Origin of the sequence: Candidatus Thiosymbion oneisti (assembly GCF_004359955.1) — a bacterium.
Taxonomy (GTDB): domain Bacteria; phylum Pseudomonadota; class Gammaproteobacteria; order Chromatiales; family Chromatiaceae; genus Thiosymbion; species Thiosymbion oneisti.
This window is the reverse complement of sequence record NZ_SMSC01000013.1, coordinates 58,537-72,149: the sequence shown is the minus strand read 5'-3', so window position 1 is coordinate 72,149 and position 13,613 is coordinate 58,537. Positions and strand designations below refer to the sequence as shown.

12 protein-coding genes and 1 pseudogene are annotated in these 13,613 nt (G+C 61.6%); 5 read left to right on the top strand and 8 right to left on the bottom strand.

Features of this window, described 5'->3' with window-relative positions; translation table 11 throughout:
* Positions 1 to 84: 84 nt before the first annotated feature.
* Positions 85 to 1,176, bottom strand: coding sequence for an AAA family ATPase (locus tag E1958_RS09200; protein ID WP_133511618.1), 1,092 nt, complete (start codon positions 1,174 to 1,176; stop codon positions 85 to 87).
* Between the two features lie 6 nt (positions 1,177 to 1,182).
* The gene (locus E1958_RS09195) at positions 1,183 to 3,303 is read right to left on the bottom strand and encodes a tetratricopeptide repeat protein (protein WP_133511617.1); all 2,121 of its coding nucleotides are present in this window, start codon (positions 3,301 to 3,303) and stop codon (positions 1,183 to 1,185) included.
* 289 nt (positions 3,304 to 3,592) lie between these two features.
* Between E1958_RS09195 and E1958_RS09190 the strand changes: the two are divergent.
* Positions 3,593 to 4,334: pseudogene (locus E1958_RS09190) on the top strand (IS5 family transposase).
* A 9-nt stretch (positions 4,335 to 4,343) separates the two neighbouring features.
* On the opposite strand, the gene E1958_RS09185 reads toward E1958_RS09190, so the two are convergent.
* From E1958_RS09185 to E1958_RS09160, 6 genes are all read right to left on the bottom strand, one after another.
* Positions 4,344 to 5,000 carry an endonuclease III domain-containing protein gene (locus E1958_RS09185; protein ID WP_133511666.1) on the bottom strand — a complete coding sequence of 219 codons (657 nt, stop codon included), beginning with the start codon at positions 4,998 to 5,000 and terminating at the stop codon, positions 4,344 to 4,346.
* A gap of 1,075 nt (positions 5,001 to 6,075) precedes the next feature.
* On the bottom strand, positions 6,076 to 6,822 hold the full coding sequence (recO, locus tag E1958_RS09180) for a DNA repair protein RecO (protein WP_133511616.1): 747 nt from the start codon (positions 6,820 to 6,822) through the stop codon (positions 6,076 to 6,078).
* A 9-nt stretch (positions 6,823 to 6,831) separates the two neighbouring features.
* Positions 6,832 to 7,725 carry a GTPase Era gene (gene era, locus E1958_RS09175; protein WP_133511665.1) on the bottom strand — a complete coding sequence of 298 codons (894 nt, stop codon included), beginning with the start codon at positions 7,723 to 7,725 and terminating at the stop codon, positions 6,832 to 6,834.
* A gap of 180 nt (positions 7,726 to 7,905) precedes the next feature.
* Positions 7,906 to 8,886, bottom strand: a complete 981-nt coding sequence (gene glk / locus E1958_RS09170; RefSeq protein WP_133511615.1) for a glucokinase — start codon at positions 8,884 to 8,886, stop codon at positions 7,906 to 7,908.
* A 276-nt stretch (positions 8,887 to 9,162) separates the two neighbouring features.
* Complete coding sequence (locus tag E1958_RS09165; RefSeq protein WP_089724353.1) at positions 9,163 to 9,528, bottom strand: hypothetical protein; 366 nt, start codon at positions 9,526 to 9,528, stop codon at positions 9,163 to 9,165.
* 295 nt (positions 9,529 to 9,823) lie between these two features.
* Entirely contained in the window at positions 9,824 to 10,045 is a 222-nt protein-coding gene (locus E1958_RS09160) for a transposase (RefSeq protein WP_279512428.1), read from the bottom strand.
* A gap of 477 nt (positions 10,046 to 10,522) precedes the next feature.
* Here E1958_RS09160 and E1958_RS09155 point away from each other — a divergent pair, with 477 nt between their 5' ends.
* The 4 genes from E1958_RS09155 to sdhA all read left to right on the top strand — a co-directional run bounded on the left by E1958_RS09155 (position 10,523) and on the right by sdhA (position 13,571).
* On the top strand, positions 10,523 to 10,702 hold the full coding sequence (locus E1958_RS09155; protein WP_133511614.1) for a DUF1674 domain-containing protein: 180 nt from the start codon (positions 10,523 to 10,525) through the stop codon (positions 10,700 to 10,702).
* Between the two features lie 296 nt (positions 10,703 to 10,998).
* Complete coding sequence (sdhC, locus tag E1958_RS09150; RefSeq protein WP_089724349.1) at positions 10,999 to 11,397, top strand: succinate dehydrogenase, cytochrome b556 subunit; 399 nt, start codon at positions 10,999 to 11,001, stop codon at positions 11,395 to 11,397.
* On the top strand, positions 11,394 to 11,774 hold the full coding sequence (gene sdhD / locus E1958_RS09145; protein WP_089724347.1) for a succinate dehydrogenase, hydrophobic membrane anchor protein: 381 nt from the start codon (positions 11,394 to 11,396) through the stop codon (positions 11,772 to 11,774). The genes sdhC and sdhD overlap by 4 nt, the downstream gene beginning before the upstream one ends.
* Before the next feature lie 6 nt (positions 11,775 to 11,780).
* Positions 11,781 to 13,571, top strand: a complete 1,791-nt coding sequence (sdhA, locus tag E1958_RS09140; RefSeq protein WP_133511613.1) for a succinate dehydrogenase flavoprotein subunit — start codon at positions 11,781 to 11,783, stop codon at positions 13,569 to 13,571.
* Positions 13,572 to 13,613: the final 42 nt, after the last annotated feature.

Sequence of the window (13,613 nt, the reverse complement as noted above, 5' to 3'; positions counted from 1 at the left end):
GGGAACGCCCTCTGTGGCGTTCCGAACAGTTTTCGGAACGGCACGGAGGCCGTTCCCTACAGCAAAATCATGCGAAATGGGGTACTAGGCCTCCTGCTTTACCTTGTCGATGGCCGTGGAGATCAGCTCGTCCGGATGGACACCGTCGGCGGTGGCGTGGTGATTGAGTACCAGGCGGTGGCGGAGAGCTGCATGGGCCGAGCAGATCACGTCCTCACGGTCGATGGTGGGGCGGCCCGGATTCGCGATGAGCGCCCGGGTCTTGGCGGCCAGCAACAGGGTTTGGGCGGCCCTGGGGCTGGGCCCGTACTCGATGTACTGGACCCGATCCCCGGCACCGGGCGACGACGTGGGCAGAGACCGGCCATCAAGATCGCCGGGGTGCAGGGCTAGGACGAGCTTGACGGCAAACTCGGTGGTGCTGGGGTTGCTCTCGACCTGGCGGGGCAGGCGTTGTAACGCCTCGATCCCCTGAAAATCGATCCCCGCCACGGGCTGTGGGTGCGCGGGCTCTTCGGGTTCCGGGTCCGTAGTGAGCTGCACGATCTCGGTCAGCAGCCTCTGGTCCGGATAGGGGATCATGAGCTTGAAGAAGAACCGGTCCAGCTGGGCCTCGGGCAGGGGATAGGTCCCCTCCTGCTCGATGGGATTCTCGGTCGCTAGGACATGGAAGATGCCCGGCTCCTCGGGATCCCACTCCTGTTCGGTGCCATCATAGTCACGGCCGGGACGATACTGTCGGCGATCCACCGTGATCTGGCGCTCGGCCATGACCTCGAGCAAGGCGGACTGGGTCTTGGGACTCGCCCCGTTGATCTCGTCGGCCAACAGGATGTTGGCGAACGCAGGGCCCGGCTGGAAGCGGGGATGGAGCCGCCCCTGCCCGTCCGGCTCGAGGATCTGGGTGCCCGTGATGTCCGAGGGCATCAGATCCGGGGTGAACTGGATGCGCCCGAAGCGCAGACCCAGGGCGATACCCACGCTGCGCACCAGGGTGGTCTTGCCCACGCCCGGCGGTCCCTCCAGGAGCACATGGCCGCCCGCGAAGAGGGCCAGCAGCAGCTCTTCGATAAAGTCCTCCTGATCGTCCGGTGCCAAGACCGCCTTGCGGACCTCCGCGAGCACGCTAGTGAATGTCTTGGAAAAGAGGACCGCGTCCTCTGTCGTGATGGTCATCAGGCTTCACCTCCATACGCCTCGGTAGCGGGGCGGCACTAGCTGACGGGGCAGGAATCGGATCTGACCGATGGTCGTGGCGGTTGTCGGCAAGGCCCCGCTATCCTCTGTAACCGCTACGGCCTGCCGGGGGTAGTCCCAGTCCCGCTCCGGGACCCCACTATAGTAGTCCTCCGGCGACCCCTTGTCGTCCAAGCCGCCAATGGAGCTGATGTCCTCCAACTTGTGGCTTTGCTGTTCCGGCACTAGGTGCTCGCTGATATCCAGCCCTACCGGAGCACCGGCCGGGCTACGAAAGGCAAAGCCTCCGGGGACGGCAAGGGGTGGGGCCATGCGCACTAAGCGCAGGGGTGCCTCCGAGCTGAACTCGGGTACCCGCAAGATCTCGGCCGGCGGTGGGGGGAGCCAGTGCATGACGGCAACAAGGGCCAGCAGCAACAAGATGGAGGCGGCGGCCCGGAGCGCATCCCGACGCAGGGGTACGACGCAGCGGGGGACCAGCTGTCGGGTTTCGTGCTCCATCCGCGCCCGCAGAAAATCCCCGTTTCCCTGGTGCCGATAGGCATAGGCCAAATAGGATTCGTGCAGCCCCCGGGTGCCCAGGGTGCGGTCCAATCGTTGAGCGATGTTGCCGGTACCGGGAATCCGGCGCCACAGGACCCCCAAACAGGTGAGAACCAAAAGGCCAATGCCCGACCACCACAAGCCGGAGCTTACCCCGGTGTAAGGGTAGAGGGCACGATACCACTCCGGAAACAGCCACCAGGTGATGATCAGAAACAGCAAGACCGCGACGACCAGGATGGCGAGCGCCAGGCCACTGCGATGAGCGAATTGCAGCCCGACTCGCATCGTCAACCGCCGGGCCTGAACACAGAGGCGTTCTTTGAACGCCGAGGAGAGCTCGGTGCGGCCACGGTCGGTACGGACGGCTCGGCGGTAAATGGCCAGGGCGACTGCCGGGAGGCCCAAACAGGCAAGGAAGAAGGCCATCATCAACGGTATACCTGGCTCGGGCAGCAGGAAATCCCCGCGGGTCCGTTTGGCGAGGCGCTGGACCAGGGCCCCCGCCATCCTCCGGTATTCCAGGCCCGCCTGGCGGTCACCGAGCTGGTAGGCCATGCGCTCCAATGCGTATAGGACCCGGAGTCGGTCTCGGTCTTGGTCCAACCGACGGAATATCTCTTCCAACTCTTGGAGTCGTTTGTAAGCCCAACCATAGCGATAAGAAACCAAATTGATGCTGTAGACCCGTTTCAGCAGCATACTATAAAGGGTGAGTCCGTCCGCATCGTCCTCCACCGTCCCGCCGAACCTGCGCAGTCGATCATTGATGTCCTGAACATTATCGAATCCATAGGCCGCCCATTGGGCGACCGCCAACGCCAGCTCGAAAAGTATACGGCCTGGGGTGTTCTCGTCACCGGCCAGGGGGATCAGGACCTCGAGCTGCTCGATGAGTTTCTGGTTGAGCCTGCCGGCGTCGAACAGCATGTAGGTAACGAGCTCGGCCATATGTCCCATCGCGAGCTCTTCCAAGCGTGCGGGCTGGTCCTCGACTGCGGTAACGATCCCCTGCATCGCGACCAGGGCCTCCAGCAGATCCCGGAGCCTCTTGGCAACGGCGAGGTCCGGGTCCGCCTCCAATGCCTGGCGAGTGAGATCGAGTGCGGTTTCATAATCACCGTCCAGGGCTTGGAGATTTGCCTGGAGGACGAGGGCGAGTGGCGGTGGATTTGGACCGGAGAGGGCGTCCAAGAGCTCCTTGGCCCGTTGCGGGTCTCCCGCCTGGTAATACATCCGGGCCAGGGCATAGCGGGCCAAATCCGGGACCAATGGACCCTCATAGCCGTCTTGCAGTGCCGGCTCCAGATATTCCCTGGCTGCGTCCACTCGGTCGGCCCATACCGCGGTAATGGCTAGCCATCGATAGAGGTCCGCGTTCAGGGAATGGGTCGGCAGGAAGGACCGAAAGAACCCATAGGCCTCGACGGTCCGGCCGTCGACTAAGAATTCTTTGCCGGCAGCGAGGATTTCGGCCGCCGGATCCACGGCAGGCTGCGCCGAACCTACCGGAATCCACAACAGCAAGGCAGCGATGATTCCCGATATTCGGCTTAGACGCATCAACACCCCGGTCCGTTCTGATACCCTCCAAACCTAGTTGTAAATTTTCAAAGTTCTTGAATCTCCATGCAACCCGCCTTCCATGTCTTTAATCTTTTAACGCAGCCTTCGGTTGGAGTGTGGGCAGATACAAATTGCGCGCTGCGCGCTGATTGTAGAAACCTTCCTGTGATCGTTTTCTCTGTGTCCTCAGCGTCTTATGCGCTTCAAGGGGGCGTTCTCAATTGACAAATTATTATATAATTCAAACAATTTGTAGGCTATTGTGGGTAACCTACTGCTGCCCTGTATGATCTTGCGTGACGACCAATGGGAGCGGATCGCCTCGTTGCTCTCGGGTAAAGCTGGTGACCATGGGGTCACCGCACGCGACAATCGCTTATTCTTGGAAGCAGTGCTCTGGATTCTGCGGACCGGCTCCCCGTGGCGTGATCTACCGCCGGAATTTGGCTATTGGCATCGCGTTTATGTGCGCTATAACCGCTGGGCTCACCAAGACCGGTGGGAAGCCATTTTCACCGCCCTCTCTCAAGACCCGGATTTGGACTATTTGATGGTTGACGGCAGCATTATCCGGGTTCATCAACAGGGTGCGCCTCAAAAAAACAGCAGACCAGTGAGGCCGTTGGCATCTCGCGCGGTGGCTTGAGCACCAAAATTCATCTGGCCGCCGATGCCTTGGGTAATCCGGTGCGGTTTCTCATGACGGGCGGTCAAGCCTCGGAATGTGGATCGGCCAATGCCTTGATTGAAGGATTGAGTGCGGCCTATGTGTTGGCCGAAAGGCTATGACCGCGATCAATTCATTACCGTGATCCGGGCGCAGAACGCCGACCCGGTTATTCCATCCAGGCGGAACCGGAAAGCGCAGCGTGCGTACGATAAGACCTTGTACAAAGAACGAAACCTCGTGGAGCGATTGTTTCACAAAGCTGAAGCAGTTTCGAAGGGTGGCAACACGTTACCAGCGACTCGCCAGAAATTATCGGGCGATGTTGTACCTGGCGTCTGCCATGATTTGGCTCAATTGAGAACGCCCCCTAGGCTTCAGGACAACGCTCGCGTAGGCAGCATTGGGCGCACAGTGGTCGGGTGCGGCGGCATATGGTCTTGCCGTGTCGCACGATAAGGGCGTGGTACTCGTTGAACAAGGGAACGTCCTTGCCGAGGGCTGTCTCGAAACCCTGGCGGATGGCCTCATAGCCTGGGTTCCCGGTCAGCACGCCGAGCCGCTCGAAGATGCGGCCGGTGTAGGCGTCCACGACGAAGACCGGACGCTCGAAGGCATAGAGGAGCATATCGTCCGCCGTTTCGGGGCCGATGCCGTGGATGTCCAGCAGCCAGCGGCGCAGTTCTTCGGTTGCCAAGGCCCGCAAGCCGTCCAACCCGCCCGCCTCCAGATAGGCGCGGCAGAAATTCCGCAGCCGCTTGGACTTGACGTTGAAGTAACCGACCGGCCGCAGGCATTCGGCCAGCTCGTCGCCCGGCAGGGAGAGGATCGCCTGGGCCTGGAGTGGGATGCGGTCGCACAGCCGTTCCAGGCCCCACTCCACATTGGTCCAGGTGGTGTTCTGGGTGAGGATGGCGCCGACCATGACCTCGAACGGCGAGTCGCCCGGCCACCAGTGTTGAGGACCATACTGCGCCAGCAACAACCGGTAGACCGCGCCTAGCCGCTCGGTGTCGAGTGCCGGCATCCGCTCCGGGCCGGGGTGAGCGCCGGTAATTTTCTTTTCGATCAAGGTTCCTGATACCAGGGTGACGAGGGCGGCGGTAGGCACAGCCCACCCGACAAGGCCATGTTTTTCACGCTCGTTCCCAGGCTCCAGCGTTTCTAGTACGCCGTTTCCTGCTGCATTTGGGGGGACGGCCTCGTCGATTCGTTCCGCAGACCGTTCGGAACGCCACGGAGGGGCGTTCCGTAAAATCATGTGAAACGGGGTACTAAACTTTCCGGTAAGGAATGCAGTTGTGGCCGCTCCAGCGGCCAAGGTTTCATGACGCGGATTTTGGGCTCGCCGCCGTCCAAAGATGCGGTTGCCTGTCTTGTCCGCAGGGGCCAGTAGGCAGAAGCTCACCGCATCCTTCGGGCTTTTGCCCAACCACGGGCTGTTATTAAGGCAGTCCGGGTCAGATGAGCATGGGAATAAGGCATTTTTTTATCCGAAGATTACACAGACTTTAAGATTAGTCCGTTTTCATCTGGCAAATCTGCGTAATCTGCGGATCCAGATAGAATCAGATCCCGCAACCAATGCCATAACAGGACCGCACCCGGGCAGGCCTTTTGAGGCTTAACTTAATGGTATTGAGGCTCTAGCGTGGGAATGCAGTTGTGGCCGCTCCAGCGGCCAAGGTTTCATGACGCGGATTTTGGGCTCGCCGCCGTCCAAAGATGCGGTTGCCTGTCTTGTCCCTGTTGTCTCTGAGGCAGTAGGCAAGCGCTCACCGCACCATCGATGCGGTTCGCGCCGGTCGCTCCGCGCCCGGCGCTCACCACATCCTACCGGCTTTGCCCAACCTACGGGCTGTGGAGCAGTCCGGGCCGGATTGAGCATGGGAATAAGGCATTTTTTTATCCACAGATTACACAGACTTTCGCAGATTAGTCCGTTTTTCATCTGTGGAAATCTGCGTAATCTGCGGATTAAATTAAGTCAGATCCCGCAACCAATGCCACATAACCCAGGACCGCACCCGGGCAGGCACAGCATGGCTCGTTCCCAGGCTCCAGCGTGGGAATGCCGTCTCGTCCGCTCCCGCGGACTCAGCTCAGAGGCTTAAGTTACGGTGTTGTCGAAACAGCTCGCGGCTCTGCAAGGGCCGCGTGCCGAGATAGGGTGCGAGCAGGCGCCGGGTCAGCAGCTTAGCCGTCTTGGCCGCCGGTCCGCTCAGGGGTTCGCCGGCCGCCAAACCCAGGAGGAGCTCGCCTGCCAGGGCGTACCGCCCGTCTCCGGTGCCTGCGGCACGTAGGCCCGATTCCTGCTCATAGACATAGTAACGTCCCGGCGCCACCGGTCGACCGCTCCCGGCCTCTCGGTCGAGCTCCACCGCATAGCCGATCTCCCGCAATAGTCGCAGCTCGAAGTGCCGCAATACCGTCTCCACATCCTCCCCGGCCGCCAGCGCAGTGAGGGCCGCGGCGTAAAAGGCGAACAGGTTTTCATGGGCATCGCCCCGCCGCAGCAACCGGACCAGGAGCTCGTTGAGATAGAACCCGCAATACAGGAGCTTGCCCGGCAGCTCGGCCGCAGGCCCGGCCGCCTCGTACCGTATCAGTGTTTTGACCTCGCCCCGCCCGCTCCAGCTCAACCACAGGGGTCGGAAGGGTTGCAGTATCTCACCGCCGGCGGGGCGGCCCCGGCGGTGTTGTCTGGCGCCCTTGGCGAGGACGGCTTGCCGGCCATGGACGGCCGAGAAGATGTCCAGGATCAAACTGGTGTTGCTGAAGTTGCGCCGGTGGAGCACGAAACAGCGTTGCAGATGATCGCGCGCGGCCTGGTCCGAGCGACTAGCCATATGCACCCGTTACCGGTCCGGGTAGCCCAGACCCGCCAGCGCTGCCGCATCGCTCGACCAGCGCTGCTTGACCTTTACCCAGACATCCAGGTGCACCGGGCAGCCGAACAGTACCTGCATCCGTAAACGCGCCTGCCTCGCCGCTAGCTTGAGGGACTCGCCCTGCTTGCCGATAACGATCGCCTTCTGCCCCGGCCGCTCCACCCAGATCAGGGCCCTGATCCGATAGCGCCCGCTCTGGTCCTCGAAACGCTCGATCTGGACGGTGGCACGATAGGGGAGCTCGTCCCCGTAACGCCGCATGAGCTGCTCGCGCAAGAGCTCGGCGGCAAAGAAACGCTCGGGGCGGTCCGTGAGCTGATCGGACGCAAAGACGGCCGCCCCCGCCGGCAGTGATTCCATCACCAGTCCTGCGAGCCGATTGACCTGATCGCCGGTGGCGGCGGAGACCGGGACCAGTGCCGAAAAGGCATGGCGTGCCGAGAGCTCCCGGAGGTAGGGCAAGAGACGCGATTTGTCCCTGACCCGATCGATCTTGTTGATCACCGCGATGGCAGATACTCCGGCAGCGACGACCGTGCCCAGGGCCTTGGCGTCCTCCGCCGTGAAATGCAGGGCCTCGACCAGGAACAGGACCAGATCGACATCCCTGATCGCGGCGCGGGCGGTCCGGTTGAGATAGCGGTTCAGGGCGCTACGGCCCCGTTCGTGGATGCCGGGGGTGTCGACATAGATCGCCTGCGATTGCCTTTGAGTCTTGATGCCTAAGATCGCATGCCGGGTGGTCTGCGCCTTGTCCGAGGTGATCGCCAGCTGGTGACCGAGCAGCCGATTGAGGAGGGTGGACTTGCCCACATTGGGCCGGCCCACGATGGCTACGAAGCCACAACGCGTAACCCCCATCTCGGCGGTCGGGTCTTGGCCTGCCGCAGATGCCGGGGAGATGGTCAGATTGTCAGACATCATTCCGTTTCCGCCCCGCAACGGCCCATGGACGGGCTTTTGCGACACCCTCGGAGGGAGAGGAATGCAGCGCGTGGTGTGCCCAACTCACTAACTAGTGGCGATGTTTCCATTTAAACTCTAACCATTACCCATGGCCGCAAAACGCGCCGCCCCGAACAGCGGCGCCCGCTGTTCGAGGATGACTTTGACTGGCATGCGCCGCATCAGCTCGGTCATGGGGCCCTTGTCGAAAAATGCCTCGAGGAAGGGGCCCCGGCGCAGCAGATCGAGATTCTTCGGGGCGATGCCGCCACCTAGATAGACACCCCCGACGGCCATATGCTTGAGGGCCAGGTTACCCGCCTCGCGGCCATAGAAGTCCATGAAGCGCTGCATGGTCTCGGCACAGACGGGACAAGACCCATCCGCGGCCGCGGCCGCAATGGCCGCCGGCTTATCCTCGACCGCCACCTCCCGCATAGGGTCCGAGCCACCGGCGCCATGCCGTTCCCGCAAAAAGTCGTAGCTGTCCGCGATCCCCATCCCGGAGACCACACGCTCCCAGCTCACATAGCCGTAACGCCCCTGGAGCCTGAGTAACAGCGCCAACTCCCAATCGTCGCGGGGGGCAAAATCCGCGTGGCCGCCCTGGGTTGCGAATGGCCTGTGGCGGGTCCCGTCCCAGTACATACCTGCCTCCCCCAGTCCGGTCCCGGCTGCCGCCACGCAGGCATTGCCTACCGGGTTCGGCTCACCCGGATGGAGTACCTCGAGGTCGGCGGGACCCAGGGTGGCGATACCCCAGGCCGTGGCCTCCAGGTCATTGAGCAGGTGCACCGCGCGCAGACTCAATGTGCGTTCGAGGTGGCGGGCACTCGGGGCCCAAGGGAGATTGGTGATCTCGCTGCGGTCGTCCTGTACCGGTCCGGCCACGGCAAAGGCCGCGGTCTCGCAAGTCCTGCCCGTCTCCGCGAAAAAGCGGGCGACGACCGCCTCCAGGGAGGCGAAATCATGGCTCGCATAACGCCGCTCATCGCTCAGACGGATGGCACCGGCATCCGTCTCGGCAATCGCCAGGACGGTCTTGGTACCGCCGATATCCCCCACCAATATCTGCATGGCTTCAGCCTCCAGCCTTGATCTAAGCAATCCTGAATTATTTGGCGTCGTCGGGAGGGAAAAGATCCCTCCTGCGTCGGGACAGGGTTTGACGTGTTGCGTTCGACGCATAACGGTTTGTCGATCTCCTTCGGTGTTCGTGCCGGCGTCTTAACGCAACCTACACTCACAATAATCCCCCGCGCGGCCTGCTCGCACGGACCTCGCGTTAAGTGTAGATAGGCGGGTTGAAGGCGAAGGGACTCCCGCGCTCGGTAGCGCGGGAGCATGCGGATACTACTTGTCGGAGCTAGACGCGGGGGTTGCCGGTGCCGGTGCGGTGACGGCGGGATAGCCGAGATAGGGGATGCCGCCCCAGTATGGATGGCCCCAGGCTCCATAGTAGGGGTAGCCCCAGCCTCCATAACGGGGATAACCCCAACCTCCGTAGTAGGGGTGGCCCCAGCCGCCGTAATAGGGATGGCCCCAGCCGCCGTAGTAGGGATGGCCCCAGCCGTAATAGGGGTAGTCCCAGCCCCACGGGCTGCCGCCCCATCCACGCATTGCATTGAAGGGACCGAAGAAAGCCTCGGCCGAGAAGGTGGTCAGGGCCGTAGTGCCGGCAACGGCGGCGGCCAGTACCAAGCGCTTGTTTCGGATCATCTGTTTCCTCCCAATCATCTCGTCGAGTGCGGACCCGAACCATTAGTGGTCCGCTCAAGCTAAAAGATTACTGCGGCTACGGGGCTCTGTATAGAGGCAAATCAAATTTCGCTTATCTGTGAGATGCTGATGCTTGCGCAAAATCGGCAAACTGATGCGTCAGTCTCCACCGCAGAAAAAGTAAAAAAATCCCCCTTAGAAAGGGGGGCTTTGGTCTAACCCCTAGAAGGGGATAAATGTGCCTTGCCTCCAGAGGAGGCAAGGTCTGGCTGTCCCCAGGATAGAGCGAGGTCGGCTAGAACTTCAGCCTACCCTGCTCCACGAGGTGTTCCCGTTTCGCTTGGTACTGGACATAAGCCCGGATCTTCTCTGCATCGAGTCCGACCGTGTCGGCGCAGTAGCCCTTGACCCAAAAGTGATTACCCCAATAGGGCTTACGTTTTAAGTGCTGAAACCGGTTGAAGATCCGAATCGCCGTTCGACCCTTCACCGTCCCGACATAATCCGATACCGAAATCTTTCCTCAGTTCGAGACTGTGGGGACAGCTCAAACTTAGGAGTACCATTGAGTCGTGCTATCGGCAAAGCCTCAGCACTCTGACCACGTCCAGAGGACGTGGATTTCTACATCGCATTAAAAAGTGGATGAGTCGTCGATGGGTGCAGCTCATCCTTATACTATAGGCGACTGGCGACTGGCGACTGGCGACTGGCGACTGGAAGCTGGAAGCAATTTGTCCGTCGGTAGGAAAATTGATACGTGCTTGTCTTACGACTGTCATAAATCACGTTGACCCTCTAAGAAAATCTCCTATACTATGTTGCACTGCACAAATGGGGGGCGGTTTCTATGCCGGTGTACGACTACACCATCCGGGTTCCGGGCGGTCGCGGTGGTTGTGCCCTGATCGGCTTCAGCCGGTTAAAGTGTTGGCATGCATCGTGCACTAGGTGATCGATCCGATGGGTTTCGAGTGAGCCCGCGGGAATCTGTATGAACAGCTCGCATCAACCTGAAAGCCGCGGGGAAGCGTCGGCGGACGAGCCGGTGCCCGAGGCCGATAAGGAGCAGGAAACACAGCCGCAAGGTCGCCGCGAGATTGGCGGTCCGCCGGGGCTGGAACCCACCCGCTATGGGGACTGGGAGAAGGCGGGCCGCTGCATCGATTTTTGATGGGATCCCCCGCGGCATTCCTGCCAGGTTGTTGACATCCATCCGAGTGCGGGCGAGTGGGAGGAATTTTTCGTGCTGATCGTGCTGATCAGGCGCGGCGAGGAAGCGTAGGGTGGGCTGTGCCCACCAGGTAGGCGCAGTATTGGTGGGCACAGCCCACCCGACGGGTTCTGTTCACCGAGCCGCAACTTAAAATCACCCGGCAATGGGCCACAATCGGACCTGAACACGATGAATGTCAGTAGCCCCTAATCCCCTTTCAGATTCGTCAATGTGATAGGCACGAGGTAAGGCGTATGGGTAACACCGACCGACCGCTCTCTCCGCATCTGCAAGTTTACAAACCGCAGCTCACCGCGGTTCTTTCCATTCTCCACCGCGCCACCGGCGTGTTCTTAAGCATAGGTTCCCTGTTGTTGGTCTGTTGGCTGGCGGCCCTGGCGAAGGGGCCCGAGAGCTATGCGACGGTGCAGGGACTTCTCGGTTCCGGAATCGGACGCACGCTCCTGTTGGCTTGGGTATTCGCGCTCTTCTATCACCTGTGCAACGGCATGCGTCATCTGTTCTGGGATATGGGACTCGGGTTCGATATGGACACGGTCTACGCCTCCGGGAGGTTTGTAGTCGTGGTGGCGATCACCCTGACCTTGATTACCTTCGCCATGGCCTATGCGATCCGGGGAGGTCTCCTATGAACATGCGTGCGCCATTGGCACGGGTGCGTGGGCACGGCTCGGCGAAGTCGGGGGCCCACCACTGGTGGGCGCAACGGCTGTCGGCCATCGCCCTGGTCCCGCTCTTTCTGTGGTTCGTCGCGTCCTTGACCGTCATCGCAACGGCCGACTATGCAACGGCCGCGAAATGGGTCGGTTCCCCCTATAACAGCGCGCTGCTGATCCTGCTGATCGGGGCCCTGTTCTATCACGCCCAGTTGGGGATGCAGGTGGTCTTCGAGGACTACATCTCCACCCCCTGGTTACAGGTAGCGAGCATTATCCTGGTTAGATTCCTGGCCCTGTTGTTGGCCGTCGTTGCAATCGTCGCGGTTCTGCGCATCGCCTGGGGGGGGTAAACCATCATGTCAGAAGCTTATCAGATCGTCGATCACGCCTATGATGTGGTGGTAGTCGGCGCCGGCGGTGCGGGTCTCAGGGCAACCTTCGGTGCTGCCGCCAAGGGCCTGACCACGGCCTGCATCACCAAGGTGTTTCCCACCCGGAGCCACACGGTGGCCGCCCAAGGGGGGATGAGCGCCGCCCTCGGCAACATGGGGGAGGATGACTGGCGCTGGCACATGTACGATACGGTCAAGGGCTCGGATTGGCTGGGGGATCAGGATGCCATCGAGTATATGTGTCGCGCGGCCATCCCCGCCGTCATCGAGCTGGAGCACTATGGCGTGCCCTTCTCGCGCACCGATGAAGGCAAGATCTATCAACGCCCGTTCGGGGGGATGACCACCAACTACGGACAAGGCACCGCCCACCGCACCTGTGCCGCCGCCGACCGTACCGGGCACGCCATCCTCCATACACTCTATCAGCAGAGCCTGCAATTCAAGGCAGAATACTTCATCGAGTACTTCGCGCTGGATCTGATCATGGACGACGAGGGCGCCTGTCGCGGTGTCATGGCCTGGGACCTGGACTCCGGAACCCTGCATCGGTTCCGCGCCCATCAGGTGATTCTGGCCTCCGGCGGCTATGGCCGGGCCTACTTCTCCGCCACCTCGGCCCATACCTGCACCGGTGACGGCAACGCCATGGTCCTGCGCGCCGGGCTACCGGTCCAGGACCACGAGTTCGTCCAGTTCCACCCCACTGGCATCTACGGCTCCGGCTGTCTGATCACCGAGGGGTCTCGGGGCGAAGGGGGCTACCTGACCAATTCTAAGGGCGAGCGCTTCATGGAGCGCTATGCGCCCAACGCCAAGGACCTCGCCTCCCGCGATGTGGTGAGTCGCTCCATGACCATCGAGATCCGCGAAGGGCGGGGGGTGGGCCCCGAGGCCGACCATATCTACCTGCACCTGGAGCATCTGGGTCCGGAGGTCCTCAACGAACGGCTGCCCGGCATCTCGGAGTCCGCGCGCATCTTTGCCGGCGTGGACGTGACCAAGGAGCCCATCCCCGTATTGCCGACGGTGCACTACAACATGGGCGGCATCCCGACCAACCTGCACGGGGAGGTGGTGACCCTGCGGGACGGAGACCCGGACGCCGTGGTTCCCGGCTTGATGGCCATCGGCGAGTGTGCCTGCGTCTCGGTCCATGGGGCCAACCGTCTGGGCTCCAATTCCCTGTTGGATATCGTCGTATTCGGTCGCGCCGCCGCCGAGCGATGCGCCGAGGTCATCAAGCCCGACACCAAGCACAAATCGCTACCGAAGGATGTGGACGAGAAGATCGTGCAGCGCTTCGATCGGCTACGCCATGCCAAAGGCTCCCGGCCCACGGCGGAGATCCGCCTGAAGATGCAGAAGACCATGCAGAACTATGCGGCGGTCTTCCGTACCGGTGAGACCCTGGACGAAGGCGTCAAGCTAATCGGCGAGGTGCGCGCATCCTTCGGCGACGTTGGCGTCACCGACAGAAACATGATCTGGAACTCGGATCTGGTGGAGACCCTGGAACTGGACAATCTGCTGGCGTTGTCGGTGGTGACCATGCACAGCGCCCGCAACCGGACGGAGAGCCGGGGGGCCCACGCCAGAGAAGATTATCCGGAGCGCGATGACGAGAACTGGCAGAAACACACCCTGGCCTGGCTCGGGGAGACAGGCGAGCCGACCATCGACTACCGGCCGGTCCACGACTACACCCTCACCGACGAAGTCGAAGTAGTCCCGCCCAAGGCGCGGGTCTATTGAGCCGGTGCGGACAACGGTAGTGAGTGACGATGACTGACAAAC

Coding starts and splice junctions, on each gene's coding strand:
- E1958_RS09165 (WP_089724353.1), bottom strand. CDS start 9,528: ATGATCCGAAACAAGCGCTTGGTACTGGCCGCCGCCGTTGCCGGCACT.
- E1958_RS09195 (WP_133511617.1), bottom strand. CDS start 3,303: ATGCGTCTAAGCCGAATATCGGGAATCATCGCTGCCTTGCTGTTGTGG.
- E1958_RS09155 (WP_133511614.1), top strand. CDS start 10,523: ATGAACAGCTCGCATCAACCTGAAAGCCGCGGGGAAGCGTCGGCGGAC.
- recO (WP_133511616.1), bottom strand. CDS start 6,822: ATGGCTAGTCGCTCGGACCAGGCCGCGCGCGATCATCTGCAACGCTGT.
- E1958_RS09185 (WP_133511666.1), bottom strand. CDS start 5,000: ATGCCGGCACTCGACACCGAGCGGCTAGGCGCGGTCTACCGGTTGTTG.
- glk (WP_133511615.1), bottom strand. CDS start 8,886: ATGCAGATATTGGTGGGGGATATCGGCGGTACCAAGACCGTCCTGGCG.
- sdhA (WP_133511613.1), top strand. CDS start 11,781: ATGTCAGAAGCTTATCAGATCGTCGATCACGCCTATGATGTGGTGGTA.
- E1958_RS09200 (WP_133511618.1), bottom strand. CDS start 1,176: ATGACCATCACGACAGAGGACGCGGTCCTCTTTTCCAAGACATTCACT.
- sdhC (WP_089724349.1), top strand. CDS start 10,999: ATGGGTAACACCGACCGACCGCTCTCTCCGCATCTGCAAGTTTACAAA.
- sdhD (WP_089724347.1), top strand. CDS start 11,394: ATGAACATGCGTGCGCCATTGGCACGGGTGCGTGGGCACGGCTCGGCG.
- era (WP_133511665.1), bottom strand. CDS start 7,725: ATGGGGGTTACGCGTTGTGGCTTCGTAGCCATCGTGGGCCGGCCCAAT.